We start from the raw sequence: 18852 nt of genomic DNA on the forward strand, positions 1-18852 counted from the left end.
TTGGTCTGCGCAAAAGGCACGGCCCTGCCCGAAGGGAGCACAAGTTGCGAGGTACGACGGTTCGGACGGCTCCGCCGCCCCACGCCGCCGTGCGGCTCGCCTCGCGGCTCCCCGTGTTCGCGGACCACTTCGCGACCGCGCACACGGTCCGTCACGCAGCGGCCAAGGCTCGACGCGAAGCCGAGTGCGCCGAGGGCGGTCCGAGAACCAGGCGTGACATCGCCGTCACGCTCCGTACCGGACTGATATCCACCCCGTCCGCGCCCCAGGCCCACAGCCGCTGAGCGGCATCCTCTCCGGCCCACCGGCCGGGAGCCGGCCCGCCCCGTCCCTTCCGTGACGGCGGCGCACTCCCCCTCGTCCCGCAAGCCCGACGCGCACCCCACAGCGCGCCAGGAGGAGACACGACACCATGCAGCCCCTCATCGACAACGCCCGCACGTTCGGACAGCGCCCTGAGGAGTTCGCCGGACTCGCCGAGGGCCAGTCACCACAGGTCCTCTTCATCACCTGCTCCGACTCCCGGGTCGTCCCGGCCCTGATCACGGGCGCCCGCCCCGGCGAGCTCTTCGAGCTGCGCACCGCGGGCAACATCGTCCCGCCGTACGGCGCGGGCCGCCCCACGGGCGAGGCCGCGACCATCGAGTACGCCGTCGAGGTGCTCGGCGTGCGGGACATCGTGGTCTGCGGCCACTCGCACTGCGGTGCGGTCGGCGCGCTGGTGCGCGGCGACGACCTGGACGCGGTTCCCGCCGTACGGGACTGGCTGGCGCACGCGGCCGACGAGCCGCACGCCGACGACCCGGCCGACCCGACGGTCGCGGCGGGCGTCCAGCACCACGTGCTCGCACAGCTGCTGCGGCTGCGCTCCTACCCGTGTGTCGAGCGCCGGCTCGCGGACGGCGGGCTGACGCTGCACGGCTGGTACTACGAGGTGCACACCGGTGCCGTGCGCGAACACCGCGCGGACACCGACCGGTTCGAGGCGCTGTGAGCGCCGACATGACCAGGTTCCCTCATCTCAGGCAGGACTTCGCCGCCTCCGTCGTCGTCTTCCTGGTCGCGCTGCCGCTCTGCGTCGGCGTGGCCGTCGCCTCCGGTGTCCCGGCCGAACTCGGCCTGGTCACCGGCATCGTGGGCGGCATCGTCACCGGCATGATGCGGGGCAGCAGCCTCCAGGTGTCGGGCCCCGCGGCGGGCCTGACCGTGCTGGTCTTCGAGGCCGTCCAGGAGTTCGGGCTCACCGCGCTCGGGGTGATCGTGCTCGCGGCCGGTCTGCTCCAGCTCCTGATGGGCGCCCTGAGGCTGGGGCGCTGGTTCCGGGCCATCTCCGTCTCGGTCGTCGAGGGCATGCTGGCCGGCATCGGCCTCGTGATCATCGCGGGCCAGCTGTACGCGGCGGCGGGCATGCCGGCCCCCGCGTCCGGCCTGGAGAAGATCACGGGTCTGCCGGGGGCGGCGCTCGACGCCCTGGGCAGCTCCGTGGCGCTGACCTCGCTGGGCCTCGGCGCGGGCACCATAGCCATGATCGCGCTGTGGAAGCACCTGCCGGCGAAGGTCCGGACGGTCCCCGGCGCGCTCGCGGCCGTACTGCTGGCCACGGTCGTCACGCTGGCGTTCGACCTGCCCGTGGCCACCGTCGAGGTCGGCGGGCTGCTCGACTCGGTCCAGCCGCCCGGCGCGGACGCCCTCGCCGGCCTGGCGAGCCCCGCGCTGCTCGGCACCGTCCTCGCGTTCACGCTCATCGCCTCCGCGGAGAGCCTGTTCAGCGCGGCGGCCGTGGACCGGCTGCACAACGGCCCGCGCACCCAGTACGACAAGGAGCTGATGGCCCAGGGCGCGGGCAACACCGTCTGCGGTGCGCTCGGCGCGCTGCCGATGACCGCCGTGATCGTGCGCAGCTCGGCCAATGTGCAGGCGGGCGCGCGGACGAAGGCGTCCCGGGTCATGCACGGCGTGTGGCTGCTGCTGTTCGCCGCGCTGTTCCCGGCGGCCCTGGCGCTGATCCCGCTGCCCGCGCTGGCGGGCATCCTGGTGCACGCGGGCTGGAAGCTGATCCCGTTCCGGCAGCTGGTGACGCTGTGGGGGACGCACCGCGGCGAGGCGCTGATCCTGGTGGTCACGGCGGTGGCGATCGTCGCCGTGAACATGTTCGAGGGGGTGCTGATCGGTCTGGCCCTGTCGGTGGCCAAGACCGCCTGGCAGGCCTCGCACCTGAAGCTGGACGTCATAGACAAGGGTGCCGGACCGGTCCAGGCGTATCTGTCGGGCAACGCGACCTTCCTGCGGCTGCCGAAGATACTCGACAGTCTGGAGGCCCTGCCCCAGGACCGTCCGATCGAGCTGGACCTGTCCGGACTGCACCACCTGGACCACGCCTGCCGTACGGCTCTGGAGAACTGGGCGGAACGTCACAGCTCGGCCGGCGTCGAACCGGTGAAGGTCACCGCGCCCTGACCCGACCCATCACCCGACGCGACGCACCCCGTGCCCGGCGTCCGGTCCGGAACCACACCTGTCCCCGGACCGGATGCCGGGCATATGGTTACAGAACCAACCATTACGGGCCTCCGGACACGTCTGGATAGCTCTCGACACCTCTGGACACCTCTGGACACCTCTGGGTGAGGAGGTCGCCGTGCTCGAAGAACTCCTGGTGGCGGCCGCGGCGGCGGGTTCCGCCGGTGTGGTGTACGTGGCCGCGGCGGCGCGGGTCGTCAAGCAGTACGAACGCGGTGTGGTGCTGCGTCTCGGCCGGCTCCGCGGCGAGGTGCGGGCGCCCGGATTCACGCTGGTCGTTCCGTTCGTGGACCGGATGCACAAGGTCAACATGCAGATCGTGACGATGCCGGTGCCGGCCCAGGAGGGCATCACCCGGGACAACGTCACCGTGCGCGTGGACGCGGTGGTGTACTTCCGGGTCGTCGATCCGGCGAGCGCCCTCATCAAGGTCGAGGACTACAAGTTCGCGGTCTCCCAGATGGCACAGACCTCGCTGCGCTCGATCATCGGCAAGAGCGAGCTGGACGATCTGCTCGCCGACCGCGAGAAGCTCAACCAGGGCCTGGAGCTGATGATCGACAGCCCGGCCGTCGGCTGGGGTGTGCAGGTCGACCGGGTCGAGATCAAGGACGTGTCCCTGCCGGAGACGATGAAGCGCTCCATGGCCCGCCAGGCCGAGGCGGACCGCGAGCGCCGCGCGCGGGTCATCAACGCCGACGCCGAACTCCAGGCGTCGAAGAAACTCGCCGAGGCCGCCCAGCAGATGGAGGACACCCCGGCCGCGCTCCAGCTCCGGCTGCTCCAGACCGTGGTCGCGGTCGCCGCCGAGAAGAACTCGACACTGGTCCTGCCCTTCCCGGTCGAACTGCTCCGCTTCCTGGAGAGGGCGCCCTACGAGCAGCAGCGCGAGCGCCCGCGCGAGCCGCGCGCGGAAACCCCGCCGCTCCCGGAGGCCGACCAGGCGTAGGCCGAACGGGCAGCTCCCCTCCATCCGCTTTCCCAAATACCCTATTTACCGGATTTACGACGTTACGTTCATCCGGTGATCACTCCCGCTCGGCATGTACGTCGTCTCGCCGCGGCCTGCGCCCTCGCCGCCGCCCTCGCCGCCTGCGGCGCCCCCACCGCCTCGCGCCCGCCCCAGGCCCAGCAAGCTCCCTCGGCGCCGGCCTCCTCCCGCCCGCCCACACTCGCCCCCGGTCCGGCCGGGCTGACCCCCGTCTTCCGCAACGGTGTCCGCACCCGGGACAAGACCGTCGCGCTCACCTTCGACGCGGACATGACCGCCGACCAGGGACCGCGGGCCGCGTCGGGCGAGCGGTTCGACAACCCGCGGCTCATCGCGGCACTGCGGGAACTGAAGGTGCCGGCCACGGTGTTCATGACCGGCCGGTGGGCCGAGGAGTACCCGTCGCAGGCCCGCGCCATCGGCCACAGCCCGCAGTTCGAGGTCGCCAACCACTCGTACAGCCACTACGCCTTCACCGGTGACTGCTACGGACTGCCCACCATGTCCCCCGACGGGATGCGGGCCGACGTGGAGCGCGCGTACACCGCGTTCCGCAAGGCGGGGGTGCCGGACGCGATGCCGTACTTCCGCTTCCCGGGCGGCTGTTACGACCGGCGGGCGCTGCGCGCGCTCGCCGCCACCGGTGTGACGGCGGTGCAGTGGGACGTGGTCGGCGGCGACGCGTTCGCGACGGACCCGGACGCCGTGGCCGGGCAGGTCCTGGACAACGTACGGCCGGGCTCCGTGGTCGTGCTGCACTGCACCCGCAGCGCGGCTCCGGTGACCGAGCGGGCGATCCGGACGATCGTGCCGGAGCTGCGCCGGCAGGGCTTCCGGTTCGTGAAGGTGTCCGAGCTGATCCGGACCGGCACCGGCCGGTCGTGACCGGCGTCCGTCGGCATACGCTGGACGGATGAGCGAGACCGAGGCGACCGGACCCGGGGCGGCCGGGCCGCCGTACGCGGACTGTGTGCTGTGCCGGGAGCCGACGGAGTACCCGGAGTCGTACCGGGGCGTCACGCTGTGCCCGGTCTGCGAGTGGCAGGAAGCCCAGCGGACGGCCTGCTCGGGCTGACGGCCCGAGGGACCACGCGGGCCTTCGCGCACGTCAAGTACGCTGCGAGACGTGAGCGACAGCCCTTTCCAGACCGAGACCACTGACCGTGACGCGGCCCGGCAGTTTGTGCTTCCGCTGGTCGTGCGGATCGAGCGGGACGCCCCGCCGCCGCGTACGGACGCGCTGGAGACGGCGGCCCGCGCGGTGCTGGTGATGCTCGGCGACGCCCGTTCGGTCGGCGACGGCGAGTGGGCGGAAGTGATGCGGGACTGGCAGGACGCCCGGATCCGCAAGGTGGTCCGGCGGGCGCGCGGCGCGGAGTGGCGGCGCGCGGAGGCGCTGCCCGGCATCACCGTCACCGGCAAGGCGGCGGAGGTACGGGTGTTCCCGCCCGTACCGCTGGACGGCTGGCCCAAGGAGCTGGCCAGGCTCCAGGTCTCCGGGACCGATCTCGACGATCCGGAACCGCCGGCCGACGCGGACCGTGGCGCCCCGGTGCTGTGGCTCAACCCCGGCGTGGAGATGTCCGCCGGCAAGGCGATGGCCCAGGCCGGCCACGGCGCCCAACTCGCCTGGTGGGGGCTGTCGGACGAAGAGCGGGCCGCCTGGCACGACGCGGGGTTCCCGCTCGCCGTACGCACCGCGGACCCGGCCGAGTGGACCGCCCTCACGACGAGCGGTCTGCCGGTCGTCCGCGACGCCGGCTTCACGGAGATCGCCGCGGGGTCCTGCACGGTTGTGGCGGACCATCCGGCGTTGCGGTAGTACCTGCCGTCACTCGTCGTCCCAGAGTCCCTCGTAGGACGCCCGTTCCTGGGCGACGAGGTCGCCGAAGGAGGGGCAGACGTCGCTGAAGCCCGGGTGCCAGCCGGCCCAGATGACCGCGGTCCACTCCCTGTCGAGGGAGACGGTGCCGGGATCGAGCAGCCAGTGCTGGGCGTCGCTCTCGTCGGACACCAGCAGCACCCGGTCCATAAAAGCGGTCAGCTCGGCGTCGCCCTCGCGGAGGATCGCCCAGATGCCGGGCTCCGCGCTGCGGAACCAGTCGACGTTGTGGGTGGTGCGCATCTCCCAGTTGAACGGGCCGAGATGGGAGAAGCCGTTGGACGCGGTGAGGAACGCCCGGTAGCTGGGCGGCAGTCGGATGCCGAGCCGTTCCTCGGCGGACACCAGCTCCTCCTCGGTCGCGCCCTCGCGTCCGAGCCAGCCGCTGTCCAGCTGCTCCTCGCTGTACCGCCGCCATTCGTACGGGTACTCGCGCTCACGCATGACGTCCACGCTGTGGGCGGCGAGGAAGTCGCGCCAGTACGCGACGCTGTGCCACCGCGGAAGGTCGGCGTCCCCCGCGGTGGCGTCTGTGCGTGCCACCGGATCCTCCGTGGTCAGTCGGCCTGCTGGCGGCGTTCCAGGGCCTCGGCGGCCCGGCGGCGCCCCTTGTCCGTGACGTCGACCGGGGTTCCGGCGCCCGCGCCCGGTTCGTCGGCCCAGGTGCGGAGTCGTGTCACGAGTCTGGTCAGGCGCTCGTCGCCCGGGGGCACGTCGAGGGAGAACAGGGCCTCGTAGGGGCGGTCGTCGTCCCCTCCCCAGCGGACGACGCCGTCGCACTCGGCGAGGATGTCCCGGACCACCGTGAGCTGCGCCGGGAAGAACCCTCCCCGGGCGCCGGGCGGATAGGAGCCGGGCCGGATCGCGACGGCCGTGCCGGAGGCCTGGTTGCCCTCCGGCCGGTCCAGCCGGACCCGGGACGGGGGGAGCCAGCCGGTCACGTCACCGGCGCGCAGTGCGTCGATCTCGTAGTGGAAGCGGCGTACGACGTGGGTCAGAACGGTCGCCGCCTCGCCGAGGCGGATGTCGACGTCGCAGCCGGTGCCCGGGACGTGGCGGGTCCAGACCGTGGAGATGTGGTTGGCCCGCTCCTCGGTCTGCCAGCCGTTGGGCGACGTCGGCCGGCCGGACGCGCCGTCGGGCCCGGCGTGCTCGGCGGCCGACGCCGCGGTCGGGAGGGCCAGCAGGGAACCGCCACCGGCGAGGGCCAGGGTGCCCAGGAGCGCGGTGTGTCCGACGACTTCGCGTCGTGTCATGCCGGTGCGTGTGTCTGTGTCGGTGCCTGTGTCGGTGCCTGTGCCTGTGCCTGTGCCTGTGCCTGTGCTGCCGGTGGTCACCCTCGGAGTCCCTTTCACGTCACTGGTTGCGGGAGAGGCTGTTGTAGCTCTCCAGCACCCGGTAGAGGTTGACGAGGTCCTGCCCGTACTGGAGGGCCGGAAGGTTCGGCTTCCCGTCGACGACGAGGGGGCCGTTGTAGCGGGTGAGGATGATCTGGGAGTCGACGTCGCTGGTGTTCAGTCCCGGCCGGGGTTTGTCGACCTGGAAGGCGTTGTAGATGGTCAGGTAGGCCACCGACTTGATGTTGTAGATCGGGTCCTCGTTCAGCTGGGTCCACACCGCGTCCAGATCCCGCCCCCTGTCCAGGATCTGGCCGTTGATGATGCCCTGCCGCACGCAGTAGTTCCTGGCCTCGATCGCCACCCAGCCGAAGATCTGGCCCCAGCCGGTGGAGCAGTCGTCCCACACACCGGTCTTCACCGCGGTGTCCGCCGCGAAGTCGCCCGGGTTCATCTTGCGCAGCTCCCACAGCACCGGGGCCTGGATCAGGGCCTTGCGGAGCCGGAGCTGGCGGGCGAGGGAGGTGAACAGCCAGTCGGCGGACAGGACCAGCTCGACCGCCTTCGTGGTGGAGATGCCGCCCAGGGTCGCCCAGTCCCGGTCGTTCCACTCGGCGCCCCCGGTCTCCGGGACGCCGATTGACGTCAGGTAGTAGCGCACGTCCTCCAGCAGCTGCTGGCGGTACGCCGGGTCGAGGTCGACGTCCAGTCCGGCCGTGTCGGCGCCCGGGTCGAAGCTGCTCTGTCCGATGTCGCGGCCGGACGCGATGTTCTTGTCGATCTCGATGGCGCCCGCGCCGCTGCCCACCGAGACGGTGGCGATCTGGTCGAAGGCCCAGTCCCCGGGCATCGGGAAACCGAGGTTCCCGGAGAAGCCGCTGGACATGTCGGAGACGAAGCTGGCGTCGGTGTAGCCGGCCTCACGCACCCGGCGGCACACGTTGCGCGGCCCGTAGATGCCCACGCGGTAGCGGGAGTTCTCCTGGACCGCCCGGGAGATCCCCCGGAAGTGCGGAAGGATGTTGGACGTGACCTCGTGGTCGTAGGCGTCGTAGTCGACGGCGAAGTAGATCCGGGTGCCGTCCTTGAAGCCGTGGTACTTGGCCCAGTCGATCGCGTCGAGTCCGTCGCGGGTGCCCTGGTTGTAGTTGAAGTACCCGGCGCCGTCACTGGACGTCTGGTAGATCGGGAAGCAGTTCATGCCGTTCGACGCGATGGTGGCCAGCTCGCCCGGCTGGATCATCTTGTTCCGGCCGCCGGGGACGTTGCAGAGATAGCGCCCTACGTAGAAGTACCCGGCGCTCTTCAGCGCCTGCGCGCGTGCCGCAGTGATGGTGGTGATGCAGTCGCAGGCGGCGCCCGAGCGGGACTGGTCGCCGTAGGAGATCAGCAGGGACGCCCAGGTGCGGTAGTCGCCGTCGCCGTTCACGGAGAGCCCGACGAAGTCCTGGAACTCGAAGACCGCGGAGGACAGGTCCGCCGTGAAGGTGGAGCTGAACGCCACGTGGGGCCGCTGGTTGAGGATCATCGCGGCGCTGAACAGGTTCACCCAGGTGCCCGTCGAACCGACCGTGAGCGTGTGCTGCTTGAGGCCCGCCTGGGTCGCGGGGCCGAAGGAACCGTTGGCGACACCGTCGGCCATACCGAGTTCGTACTGGATGGCGAACAGCATCGACTTGGCGACATCGCGGGAGTGGTGGCCGTCGCAGGGCATCACGAAGAAGTCCTGGCGGTGGATGTACCGCCCGTTGAGCCAGCGCTGGATCGCGCGGACGTCCTCGTCGCCGGGGCGGTCGCCGTACCGGACGACCACGTAGGGGTCCATGTTGAGCAGACCCTTGAAGACCTTCGGGGTCAGGTCGGAGCCGGGGTAGACCCCGTCGACGCCCATGTCCTGCTTGAGCCGGGTGATGCCGGACTGGACGGTCGCGTTGTACGAGCCGTCCAGGTCACCGCCGTTGTAGCCCTTGCAGTACATCGCGGCCTGGATGATCCGGCAGAAGTCCGGCGACGGCACGGTGTCGGCGTTGAGCCGGGGGAACTTCTGCGTCAGTGTCCGCAGGGTGGTGGGACCGAAGGAGTCCGCGACCGGGCTGATGCCCAGCTCCCACTGGAGTGCCCGGGTGAGCGCGTACATGGTGCTCCACCCGGTCTTGCCGTTCTCCTCGACCGTGACGCCGATCCTGCCGCCGTAGGTCTGGTTGACGAATCTCTGGGCACGCAGGACGTACTCGTCTGCCATGGGGCGTTCCTTCGGTGGGGGCGAACACGACCTAGCAGTCCGGGAGGCCGGGGATGCGGCCGTCGTTCACGCCGCCGCTGATGTAGACGACCGGCAGCCAGACCCGCTTGTTGCCGCTGTCGTCGTCCGTCCGCGCCCAGTAGTGGTTGTAGTAGTTGCCGTAGCGGTACTCGTGGCCCCACTGCTGGCAGTAGAAGTAGTTGGTGCCCGCGCGCAGGATTCCGGCGGGGATGCCGTCGCAGCTGTCGGTCTGGTCGGTGGTGGTGCACCACCAGGTCGACGCCGTCTTCCAGACGTTGCAGTTGTACTTTCCGCCGCCCTTGGGTGCGCAGCCGGCGTTCGGCGCGGCCTGGGCGGAGCCGCCCAGGCCGACGAGTGAGACCGCTGCGACCATCGCGGCGGAGGACAGCACGGTGACAAGTCGGCGCAGGGCCATCGGTGTTCCCCCTGAGAGTGACATGGCCGGGAGTGGTGTGGCCTGCCCGGCCCGGCTCACCGCGGGGGCCGGTCATGTCCCCGGCGGCGCTCACAGCTTGACGGGTGGCGTACCGGACGGGCCAACGGTTTCAGCGGGGGATGAAAAACGCAGGTCAGACCCCTGTGGGAACACCGGTGCCGCACAGTAGTGCCGTGCCCAGCGGGGTCAGGGTGTGCAGGACCTGGTTGCCGACGCGCTGGCTGCGGACGAGGTTGGCGGCGGCGAGTACGTGCACGTGCTGGCTGGCCGAGGCGGGCGATATCCGTAGCCTGCGGGCGAGTTCACCCGTGGTGGCCGTGTCGTGCAGCGCGGCCAGCGTACGCGCCCGGGTGCGGCCGAGGAGCGCGGACAGCGCCTGCGGGTTGGTCGCGGAGGGGTCGGCCTGGGGCAGGACCGTGCTGTGGTCCACGGGATAGACGAGTACCGGGCGCAGTTGGGGGTCGGCGAGCGCGATGGGGGTACGGCGGCAGAAGTACGAGGGGATCAGCCGCAGCCCGCGGCCACCGAGCCGCAGGTCGCGGTCGACGGGGTAGTCCACGTGCAGCACCGGCGGCTGCCAGCGTACGAGCGGGCCCAGTGAACCGAGCAGACCGTGCACACCGGCGTCCCGTACGGTCCTCGCGCGCCGGGCGCGGTCCCCTTCGAGACGGGCCTCGGCCTCCGTCCACTCCGGGGCGATCACACTGTCGTGGACGGCCCGGATGGCGCCGGTGAGGTCGGCCATCTGGTCGCGGTCGCCGGCGGCGAGGTTCTTCATCCAGACCGGCGCCGGGCGGCGGGCGCGCGGCTTCCGGGCCGGGCCGCTGCCGGTGAGCTGCACCAGTTCGTCCCTGAGCCTGCGGGGCGGGGTGGAGCGGATCTCCTCCAGGCCGGCGGCGAGTCCCTCCTCGGCGGCGGTGGGGGTGAGGAAGTCCGGGAAGTAGCCGCGGGACGGCAGCAGCGCGCCGAGCATCCGCACCGACCCGACGGGCCCGCCCTGTCCGACGACGGTCCTGGCCCGCCGCCGCCAGTCCTGCATGGTGGGCGTCACCTGTACGGCATGGGTGAGCTGCTGGACGCCGAGCATCGTCTCCCACAGGGGGTCCAGTCTCGTCGCGACGGTGACTCTCGCCAGATCCTCTGCGGTGAAGTGAACACGTAGCAAAGCGAGTTCCCCCCTTGGAAGCAAGCACCTCGTGTGTCGGTGCTGTGTAAGACTTCCGAAGGTGTCCGAAGAGTTGTGAGGTGTTTCGGCCGGAGCTGCTACGGCGGACGCCGGCGTCAGGACGGCCGCGGCGCACCGACCCGGGTGTAGGTGACGTCGAAGTCGGTGGCCCACTCCTCACCGTCTCCGGAGCGTTCCCAACGTCCCTTGACGATCCGGTGCGTTGTGTCGATGTCGGCGGTGAACCGCTGGTGGAACCCCGGAGCCGCCCGCCACTGCCGCCAGACGCCGTCGCTCACGCTGGTGCTGTAGGTGCGGGCGACGCCGCGTCCGTCGGCGTACAGCGTGGTGAAGAGGTCGGCGGAGTCGTCGTAACCGGTGAGGGTCACGGTCGGGAAGGGGGCCTGCGACCTCCACGGCTCGGGCAGTTCGGTACCGGGGGCGAGGTCGGTGCGCTGTGCGAGGAAGACCCCGCCCTCCAGCCACGCGAACTCCGTCCGCACCGGCCCGATGTCCTGCCCCACGAGCCACATCTCCCACTCCCCCACAAGCACGTCCAGCCTCCGCAGCGCGCTGTGCGGCGTCGGTACCCGCATCACGACCTCCTCGTCCCGCCCCACGAGGGGGCTCCTGCCGTTCAGGACCGCGGAACGGATCAGAACTCATCGGTCCTACGACAGCGGTCCCACGACACCGGTCCTGAGACACCGGTCCTGAGACACCGGTGCTACGACGCCGACCGCTCGGTCACCAGCTCCAGCAGCCAGGCCGCGGCCTGCGAGGAGCCGGCGGCGGCCGCGCCGGGGAAGAGCCGGCCCCAGGAGCCGGCCCGGCCGACGGCGGCGAGCCGGCCGGCGAGGGCGAGCGCGCGCCGCAGTCCGGCGCTCGTACGGCCGTCTCCCGTCCAGGGCTCCAGGTAGGCGTCCCGCAGCCGGGGCAGCACCTCCGGTCCGTAGCGCTCCGCGGCCAGGCGTGCGGGGACCAGGAAGCTACAGAACGGGTGGGAGACCAGGGCGTCGCCCCAGTCGAAGAAGGTGAACCGGCCCGGCGCCGGCCGGAACATCTGGGCGTCGTGCAGATCGGCGTGGTCGAGCGAGTCCGCGATGCCCGCGGCGGCGAGTTCGGCACACCGGTCGACGAGGCGCGGGCGCGCCGCGAGCAGTCTCGTACGGTCGTCGGCGCTCAGGGCGGTGCTCTCCTCGACGATCCGGTCGAAGACGCCGGGGAGGGCGGTGGTGCGGGCGCCGGGGACGCCGAGCCGTTCGATCTCGTCGGCGTACGGGATCAGCGCGCGCTGCATCGCGGCGTACTGCCGCAGTGGCTCCTCCCAGGCCCGGGGGTCGTGCGGCTCGCGGGCCAGCAGGTCGCGGAAGACCTCGCCGCCGTCGGGCAGCAGTGACCAGCCGCGGTCGGTGTCGACGGCGAGGGGCCGCAGGACATGTCCGGGCACCCGTCGGGCGAGGGCCGCGCCGAGGCCCGCCTCGAAGGCGCTCGCCGGCGGGTTGGCCTTGAACCACACGGCGTCTCCGCCCACGAGGGTCAGCCGGAACAGCACGGACCAGGGCCGCAGCCGGACCCGCCACTCACGCGCCGGACGCAGCCCGTGGGCGGCGAGCTCCCGTCTCGCCCAACCGAGGGCGTCCGCCCGCCAGGCCGTGTCCTCCCAGGGCGTCACGGCGTCCCCGTACCGCCCCCGGTCGATGGCGGCCGGCTCCGCCTCGTCTCGCTGCACCCGTCCATCTCAGCACCGGCTTCGGCGGGGTCACCAGCGGTTTTCCCGGTGCGGGGCGCGTCCCGGGCGATGGGACCGGTCGGGCCGGGGAGCACGGACGGGGACCGGGTACGGGCCGGCGGCAGCCACCGCTGTAGGTGCGGGCGGTCGTCGGTGGGACCCTGGACCCGTGATCACTCAAGCGGACGCGGTACGCATCGTCGAGGAAGAGCTGGTCCGCGAGGACCAGAGGTCGCTTGCCCGGGGCGTGGACCCGGTACGCGCGGCCGTCGTGCGCGTCAGCGAGCACGAGCTGGTGTGGATGGTCCACTGGCAGTCGGCGGAGTTCGCGCGGACCGGGGACACCGGTGCCGCACTCGTCGGCAACGGGCCGTACCTGGTCGACCGGGTCGACGGCGGGCTGCACCGGATCGGTGCCGTCGCGGCGAAGGGCGGGGAGTGGGAGACCGACTACCGCGTCCGGGTCCGCGGGATGCGGGTCCGTACGCCGGTGGACGACCTGCACGACGAGATCCGCGCGATCGCCGCCGCCAAGGGCCGGCTGCCCGCCGTACGCACCCTGCGGGACCGGCTGCCCGAGCTGCACCTCACACATGCCATGCAGTACGTCAGTGCCCTGGTGGAGGGCGAGGTCCCGGCCCACTTCACGGCGATCGCCACGGCTCGGCTGGTCGATCCCGTCGACCCGGTGCTCGCGGTCACCACCATCCACCCGGGCACCCCCTGACACCGTCCGCCGGACTCCCCCGTCACATGTGCCGTGCCGATCAGCGCCCCCGTCACATGTGCCGTCCCGGTCTACGCCCCCGTCACACGTTCCGTCCCGGTCTACGCCCCCGTCACACGTTCCGTCCCGATCAGCGCCCCCGTCACACGTTCCGTGCCGGTCGGCGCCCCCGCAGCAGCGACGCCAGTGCCGCGACCAGGGACATGACCGTGGCCACGCCGAACACCGTGACCAGCCCGTCGTGGAAGGGGCCCGAGACCAGCTCGGGGAAGAAGCCGTGCCCGGTGAGGACCGTGACGTTGTGCGCGGGCAGGGTCTGCAACACGCCGGTGGGGCCGAGCAGTTGGCCGATCGGATTGCTGCCGAGGAACGTGGCGAAAAGTGTGCTGACCGGCGGCAGTCCCGCCACCTGCGCCGCCGTGTCCGCGGGCACACCCTGCGCCTGGAGCCCGCCGCTGAGCGTGTGCGGCAGCGAACCGGCGAGCCCCGCGATCATCAGCGAGAACGACAGCCCCATCGACAGGGCCGTACCGGAGTTCTGGAACGTCGAGCGCATCCCCGACGCCACCCCGCGCTGCTCCGGCGCCACACTCCCCATGATCGCGGAGGTGTTCGGCGCCGAGAACATGCCCTGCCCCAGCCCGCTGAGCAGCAGCAGCGCCGCGAACACCGGGTACGAGAAGTCGACCGGGAGCAACAGCAGCCCGACGAACGAACACGCCACCAGCAGCAGCCCCGTGGTGGAGAACAGCCGCGCCCCGAAGCGGTCCGACAGCGCCCCCGACACCGGTCCGGCCACCAGGAACCCCACGGTCAGCGGCAGCATGAAGATGCCCGCCCACAAGGGGGTGCGCTCGAAGTCGTAGCCGTGCAGGGGCAGCCAGATGCCCTGGAGCCAGATGATCAGCATGAACTGCATACCGCCCCGGGCGATCGCGGTGAGCAGCGCCGCCATGTTGCCCGCCGCGAAGGCCCGGTTGCGGAACAGCCCGAGCTGGAACATCGGTTCGGCGACCCGGGTCTCCACCACGCAGAACAGCGCGAGGAGCAGGACGCCCGAGGTGAGTCCGCCCACCACCAGGGGGTTCGTCCAGCCCGTCGAATGGCCGCCGTAGGGCTGGATCCCGTAGGTGATCGACGCGAGGAGCACACCGGCGCCCGCCGTGAAGGTGATGTTGCCGCCCCAGTCGATCCGGCCCGGCCTGCGGCTGCCGGTCTCGCGCAGACTGCGGTACGACCAGACGGCGCCGATGACGCCGATCGGCACGCTCACCCAGAACACCGCCCGCCAGTCCACGGTGGCCAGCAGCCCGCCGACGACCAGCCCGAGGAACTGCCCGGCCAGGGCGGTGATCTGGTTGACGCCGAGCGCCATTCCGCGCTGCCGTGCCGGGAAGGCGTCGGTGAGGATCGCCGCCGAGTTCGCCGTGAGCATCGAGCCGCCGACGGCCTGCACGACCCGGAAGCCGATCAGCCACAGCGCACCGCCCCCGCCCTTGAGCGGGTCGAGGGAGAGCGCGAGCGAGGCACACGCGAAGATCGCGAAGCCCATGTTGTACATCCGGACCCGGCCGAACATGTCCCCGAGCCGCCCCAGCGAGACGACGAGGACGGCGGAGACCAGCAGATAGCCGAGGATCATCCACAGCAGATAGCCGATGTTGCCCGGGGCGAGCGGATCGAGGCCGATGCCCCGGAAGATCGCGGGCAGCGAGATGATCACGATCGAGCCGTCGATCGTCGCGATCAGCACACCGAGGGTGGTGTTGGAGAGGGCGACCCACTTGTACCGGTCGTCCGTGCGCAGGGCGGTGGATATGCCGTTCTTGGCGTCGGCGGGCATCACAGCCGCTCCGCCAGCCGGTCGAGCAGCGGCAGCGCGGCCACGAGTTCGCGCCGCTCCGCGTCGGTGAACTCCGCCTCCACGGCGGTCGCCAGCTGCCGTACGGCCTCCGAACGCCGGTCGCGGATCACCTTCCGGCCCGCCTCGGTCACCGTCAGCGTCACCCGGCGCCGGTCGGCGGGATCGGGCCGCCGGCTGACCAGTCCGCGTTGCTCCAGCGCGGCCAGCGTGGTCGCCATGGCCTGTGGCCGCACCCGCTCCAGCTCCGCGAGCGCGCCCGGCGACTCCGGCCCGTCCCGCTCCAGCCGCGCCAGCACGGACACCTCGGACAGCGTGGTGTCCCCGACGGCGTGCGACTGCCGCAGCCGGCGCGCGATCCGGCCGACGATCAGCTTGAGCGCGACGGCGACCTCTTCGGGTTCGTCGGCGGACGGCGGTACGGCTTCGGTGACGTCTCCCATGAATAGTTACAATAGGCTTATCAATCTCTCGTAACAAATGTCGGGCCCCCGCGCCCCGCGCCCCGCGCCCCGCGCCCCGCGCCCCGCGCCCCGCCCCTGAACATCACGGGGGCCTCGCCCGTAACTCCCTGGAGACGGGCCGTACCACCGCGCAACCTCAAATGTTGCTCTGAACGAGCCGGGGAGAGGGTTCGCCGCCGGACGCCGGGGCCATACCCCCGTCACACCGGAACGCCGTACCGGCAGGTGCCGGTACCGGAGGGGAACCACACGGCGGTCCGGGCGCGGCCACGCGGAGGAGGGGACGATGGGGACGACGACACAGCCACTGGGGACCGGGATCGGCTGGCGGCCGGAGATCGCGGACGACGTGGAGCGGATGCCGGGCATCGACTGGGTCGAGGTCGTCGCCGAGAACGTGTGTCCCGGCCATGTCCCCGACTCCCTGCTGCGGCTGCGCGACCGCGGCCTGACGGTCGTACCGCACGGTGTCTCGCTCGGTCTCGGCGGCGCGGACCGGCCGGACTCAGGGCGGCTGACCGCGCTCGCCGAGCGGGCCGAGGCGCTGGGGTCGCCGCTGGTCACCGAGCACATCGCGTTCGTCCGCGCGGGCGGCCCGCTGACCGCGTCCCCGCGTCTGGAGGCCGGTCATCTGCTGCCGGTGCCGCGCACCCGGGACGCGCTCGACGTGCTCTGCGAGAACATCCGGATCGCCCAGGACGCGCTGCCCGTGCCGCTCGCCGTCGAGAACATCGCCGCGCTGCTGTCCTGGCCGGGCGAGGAGCTGACCGAGGGGCAGTTCCTGTACGAACTCGCCGACCGCACCGGCGTACGGCTCCTCATCGACGTCGCCAACCTCCACACCAACCACGTCAACAGCGGCGAGGACCCCGCCAAGGCGCTCGCCGAGCTGCCGCTGGAGGCCATCGCGTACGTGCATGTCGCGGGCGGCTTCGAGCGCGACGGCGTCTGGCACGACAGCCACGCCCACCCGGTGCCGCGGCCGGTCCTCGACATCCTCACCGACCTCGCCTCCCGCGTGTCCCCGCCCGGGGTGCTCCTGGAGCGCGACGAGAACTTCCCCGAACCGGCCGAGCTGGAGCGGGAGCTGGAGACCGTCCGGGAGGCCGTGGCGAAGGGGCGGCGGGCGTACGAGGGGCGGGCGGGGACGGCGGCGGAGCGCACACGTGTGACCGCGGCCACGCCTGCCCCGGCCGTGACATCCCCCACACCGGCCGCCGAGGAGACCGGCGCGGCCGACAGCCCAGCACGTCAGCGGCTCGCCCTCTCCCAGACGGCCCTGCTCTCCGCGCTGGTCGCCGGTACGCCGGCCCCCGAGGGGTTCGACCGGACCCGGCTGCGGGTGCAGGCGCGGGCGCTCGCCGGGAAGCGCGCGGACGTGGTCGCGAAGATCGCTCCGGAGCTTCCGGAGATCCTCGGGGACCGCTACCGACCTGCGTTTCTGGCGTACGCGCACGGGCAGCCGATGGCCGGCGGGTACCGCCGTGACGCCCTGGACTTCGCCTCGCATCTGCTGCTCGCCGGGCAGCCGGCGAACAGCCGGGCACGGCGGGAGCTGCGGGAGTGGTGGCTGGACCGTTCGGGCCCGGCGCCGCGCACGGCGCGCCCGACGGTCCGGCTGGCGCGGGCCACCCGCCGGGTCCTCATGCGCCGCTGAGACGGGCATCGGGTGTGCGCGAGGCCGAAGTAGCATGCCAGTCCCCACACCCGATACGCACTGACGTGCGGTGCCGCACCAGGAGGCACCTTGCGACCGCGACCCCCCGTCCAGGGCCGAGGCATCCTCAACGGCACCACCCTCGTCATCGCCTGTCTGGCGGTGACGCTGGCGGCGCTGCTCGTCCCGCTGTGGATGTACGCGAAGACCCCGGACGCCGGTGCGGACACCCTGAGCGCACAGACCCTGTCGACGCGGTACGGCCCGCTGTCCGCCCTGGACCAGCGGCTCCTCACCGAGCTGCGCAAGGCGGGGCAGTGGGAGCCCGAGGCCGGTCTCCAGGCGCAGCAGAAGGGCACCACCGACGCCGTGCACCAGGCGGGACTGCGGCTCGCCGAGAGCGAGACGACCCTGAACGGCCGGGTGTCCGACGTACTGACGCGGCTGGGTCTCGAACTGCCCGCGGAGTCGACCCGGCCGCGCCAGGCGGTGCGCTCGGCGCTCGACAGGGCGCGGGGCACGGCGTACGACCGCGCGTTCAGCAACACCCTGCGGCAGGAGCAGGGCCGGCTCTACCAGCTGATCGCCCAGGTGCGGGTGGACACCGCCAACTCGCTGATGCGCGAACTCGCCGAAGACGCCGGGCCCGTACTCCTCGACCAGATCAAGGCCCTGGAGGCCACGGGGTACGTGGACTACGGCGCGCTCGGCCAGGACCCCGCCCCGGCGCCGGACACGGGCGCGACCGCCGGTCCCGGCGACACCGTTCCGCTGCCCGCGACGCCCTCGTACGGCGACCCGATGCCCCCGGCGACGTCCAGCCCGCGTCCGCCGCAGGGGAGTTCCTGAACCGCACCCGTCCCCCACGCCGGAGCGGAACGTCACATCCCCGCAACGCTCCGTCCGGATGGTGAACAAGCCATGGCGTTTCCCAGGCCGTTGGCATAGAAACACGGCATGTTCTGGGTCCTTCTCCTGCTCCTGGCCTGGGCCGTCGCCGGCATCGCGGGCACGCGGCTGTGTCTCGCCGCCGCGCGCGCGGCGGCCGTGGACGCGGACGCCGGCCGGGGACACGATCTGACGTTGTACGAGGCGGCGTTCCTGTCCGGCGGGCCCTCGCGGGTCGCCGAGCTGACCCTGGTGTCGATGGCCCGGCAGCACCGGCTGCTGCTCGCGCACACCGGCTGGGCGACGGTCGTCGATCCGCGCGGGCGCGACGAGATGGAGCGCACGGTCATCGGGGCGATTGGGCCGGAGGGGCAGTCGCCGATAGCGCCGGTGCGGACGGCCGCGGCCTCGGCCGAGCCGGTGCGCGGGCTGGCCGACGGCCTGGTGCGGGCGGGGCTCGCGGTGCCGGACGGGGCGGGTACGACGGTGGCGTCGGCGGTGCGGCAGGTGCGGGGCGCCGCCCTCGCCGTCTGCGCGCTCGGCGCGACCGCGCTGCTGATGCCCGCCCCGCCGGATCTGCCGCGGCATCTGGTGGCCCTGTGGTTCGCGCTGCCGCTGACGCTCAGCCTGAGCTGTCTGGCGCTCGCGCGGATCGAGGTCCACCCGTACTCCCGCTGGGCCTCACCCGCCGGCCAGCGGCTGATCGGCGCCATGGCCCGCCACACTGGCGGCCCCGGCGACGACCGGGCCTACCTCACCTCGGTCGCCGTACGCGGGATCCGCGCGGTTGGTGAACCGGATCTGCGGGCGGCCTTCGCGCATCGCGAGCAGTACCTCGACCGGTACCGCAGGCAGACCGGCTGACGCGTCCTCAGCCGGTGCCGGGGAGAGCTCGCCCCGAGGGGGCGCATCGGTGCATTGGCGGGCGA

General features: G+C 72.1%; 19 protein-coding genes. 10 read left to right on the top strand and 9 right to left on the bottom strand.

What is annotated here, in order from left to right; translation table 11 throughout:
- Positions 1–412: 412 nt before the first annotated feature.
- From ACIQAC_RS15990 to ACIQAC_RS16015, 6 genes are all read left to right on the top strand, one after another.
- Positions 413–994 carry a carbonic anhydrase gene (locus ACIQAC_RS15990; RefSeq protein WP_402191243.1) on the top strand — a complete coding sequence of 194 codons (582 nt, stop codon included), beginning with the start codon at positions 413–415 and terminating at the stop codon, positions 992–994.
- Positions 995–1002: 8 nt separating this feature from the next.
- Positions 1003–2457, top strand: a complete 1455-nt coding sequence (locus ACIQAC_RS15995; RefSeq protein ID WP_402191245.1) for a SulP family inorganic anion transporter — start codon at positions 1003–1005, stop codon at positions 2455–2457.
- A gap of 181 nt (positions 2458–2638) precedes the next feature.
- Positions 2639–3469 carry a slipin family protein gene (locus tag ACIQAC_RS16000; RefSeq protein ID WP_402191247.1) on the top strand — a complete coding sequence of 277 codons (831 nt, stop codon included), beginning with the start codon at positions 2639–2641 and terminating at the stop codon, positions 3467–3469.
- Between the two features lie 75 nt (positions 3470–3544).
- Positions 3545–4396: a polysaccharide deacetylase family protein gene (locus tag ACIQAC_RS16005; protein WP_402191250.1), complete on the top strand. Its 852-nt coding sequence runs from the start codon at positions 3545–3547 to the stop codon at positions 4394–4396.
- A gap of 28 nt (positions 4397–4424) precedes the next feature.
- Positions 4425–4586, top strand: a complete 162-nt coding sequence (locus ACIQAC_RS16010; RefSeq protein WP_402191252.1) for a hypothetical protein — start codon at positions 4425–4427, stop codon at positions 4584–4586.
- Between the two features lie 51 nt (positions 4587–4637).
- Positions 4638–5333: a peptidyl-tRNA hydrolase gene (locus ACIQAC_RS16015; protein WP_402191254.1), complete on the top strand. Its 696-nt coding sequence runs from the start codon at positions 4638–4640 to the stop codon at positions 5331–5333.
- A gap of 9 nt (positions 5334–5342) precedes the next feature.
- Here ACIQAC_RS16015 and ACIQAC_RS16020 read toward each other — a convergent pair whose 3' ends face one another.
- From ACIQAC_RS16020 to ACIQAC_RS16050, 7 genes are all read right to left on the bottom strand, one after another.
- Entirely contained in the window at positions 5343–5936 is a 594-nt protein-coding gene (locus ACIQAC_RS16020) for an SMI1/KNR4 family protein (RefSeq protein ID WP_402191256.1), read from the bottom strand.
- A gap of 14 nt (positions 5937–5950) precedes the next feature.
- Entirely contained in the window at positions 5951–6649 is a 699-nt protein-coding gene (locus ACIQAC_RS16025) for a hypothetical protein (RefSeq protein ID WP_402191259.1), read from the bottom strand.
- A gap of 100 nt (positions 6650–6749) precedes the next feature.
- Positions 6750–8972: a glycoside hydrolase domain-containing protein gene (locus ACIQAC_RS16030; protein ID WP_402191261.1), complete on the bottom strand. Its 2223-nt coding sequence runs from the start codon at positions 8970–8972 to the stop codon at positions 6750–6752.
- 31 nt (positions 8973–9003) lie between these two features.
- A complete protein-coding gene (locus tag ACIQAC_RS16035) occupies positions 9004–9408 on the bottom strand; it encodes a hypothetical protein (RefSeq protein ID WP_402191263.1) in 405 nt (134 codons plus the stop codon).
- 154 nt (positions 9409–9562) lie between these two features.
- On the bottom strand, positions 9563–10594 hold the full coding sequence (locus tag ACIQAC_RS16040) for an ArsR/SmtB family transcription factor (RefSeq protein ID WP_402191265.1): 1032 nt from the start codon (positions 10592–10594) through the stop codon (positions 9563–9565).
- Positions 10595–10710: 116 nt separating this feature from the next.
- The gene (locus ACIQAC_RS16045; protein WP_402191268.1) at positions 10711–11214 is read right to left on the bottom strand and encodes a hypothetical protein; all 504 of its coding nucleotides are present in this window, start codon (positions 11212–11214) and stop codon (positions 10711–10713) included.
- Positions 11215–11321: 107 nt separating this feature from the next.
- Complete coding sequence (locus tag ACIQAC_RS16050) at positions 11322–12326, bottom strand: aminoglycoside phosphotransferase family protein (RefSeq protein WP_402191271.1); 1005 nt, start codon at positions 12324–12326, stop codon at positions 11322–11324.
- A gap of 169 nt (positions 12327–12495) precedes the next feature.
- On the opposite strand from ACIQAC_RS16050, the gene ACIQAC_RS16055 reads away from it, so the two are divergent.
- Positions 12496–13053, top strand: coding sequence for a YrhB domain-containing protein (locus ACIQAC_RS16055; RefSeq protein ID WP_402191272.1), 558 nt, complete (start codon positions 12496–12498; stop codon positions 13051–13053).
- 142 nt (positions 13054–13195) lie between these two features.
- Here ACIQAC_RS16055 and ACIQAC_RS16060 read toward each other — a convergent pair whose 3' ends face one another.
- Positions 13196–14896 carry an MFS transporter gene (locus ACIQAC_RS16060; protein WP_402191273.1) on the bottom strand — a complete coding sequence of 567 codons (1701 nt, stop codon included), beginning with the start codon at positions 14894–14896 and terminating at the stop codon, positions 13196–13198.
- Entirely contained in the window at positions 14896–15357 is a 462-nt protein-coding gene (locus ACIQAC_RS16065; RefSeq protein WP_402191274.1) for a MarR family winged helix-turn-helix transcriptional regulator, read from the bottom strand. The genes ACIQAC_RS16060 and ACIQAC_RS16065 overlap by 1 nt, the downstream gene beginning before the upstream one ends.
- 307 nt (positions 15358–15664) lie before the next feature.
- On the opposite strand from ACIQAC_RS16065, the gene ACIQAC_RS16070 reads away from it, so the two are divergent.
- From ACIQAC_RS16070 to ACIQAC_RS16080, 3 genes are all read left to right on the top strand, one after another.
- On the top strand, positions 15665–17035 hold the full coding sequence (locus ACIQAC_RS16070) for a DUF692 family multinuclear iron-containing protein (RefSeq protein WP_402191276.1): 1371 nt from the start codon (positions 15665–15667) through the stop codon (positions 17033–17035).
- A gap of 90 nt (positions 17036–17125) precedes the next feature.
- Positions 17126–17884 (top strand): DUF4142 domain-containing protein, encoded by a 759-nt coding sequence (locus tag ACIQAC_RS16075; protein WP_402191279.1) that lies wholly within the window; start codon positions 17126–17128, stop codon positions 17882–17884.
- Between the two features lie 108 nt (positions 17885–17992).
- Positions 17993–18787 carry a TIGR04222 domain-containing membrane protein gene (locus ACIQAC_RS16080; protein WP_402191280.1) on the top strand — a complete coding sequence of 265 codons (795 nt, stop codon included), beginning with the start codon at positions 17993–17995 and terminating at the stop codon, positions 18785–18787.
- Positions 18788–18852 lie beyond the last annotated feature (65 nt).

The sequence above is a fragment of the Streptomyces sp. NPDC088387 genome (assembly GCF_044753385.1).
Lineage (GTDB): Bacteria > Actinomycetota > Actinomycetes > Streptomycetales > Streptomycetaceae > Streptomyces.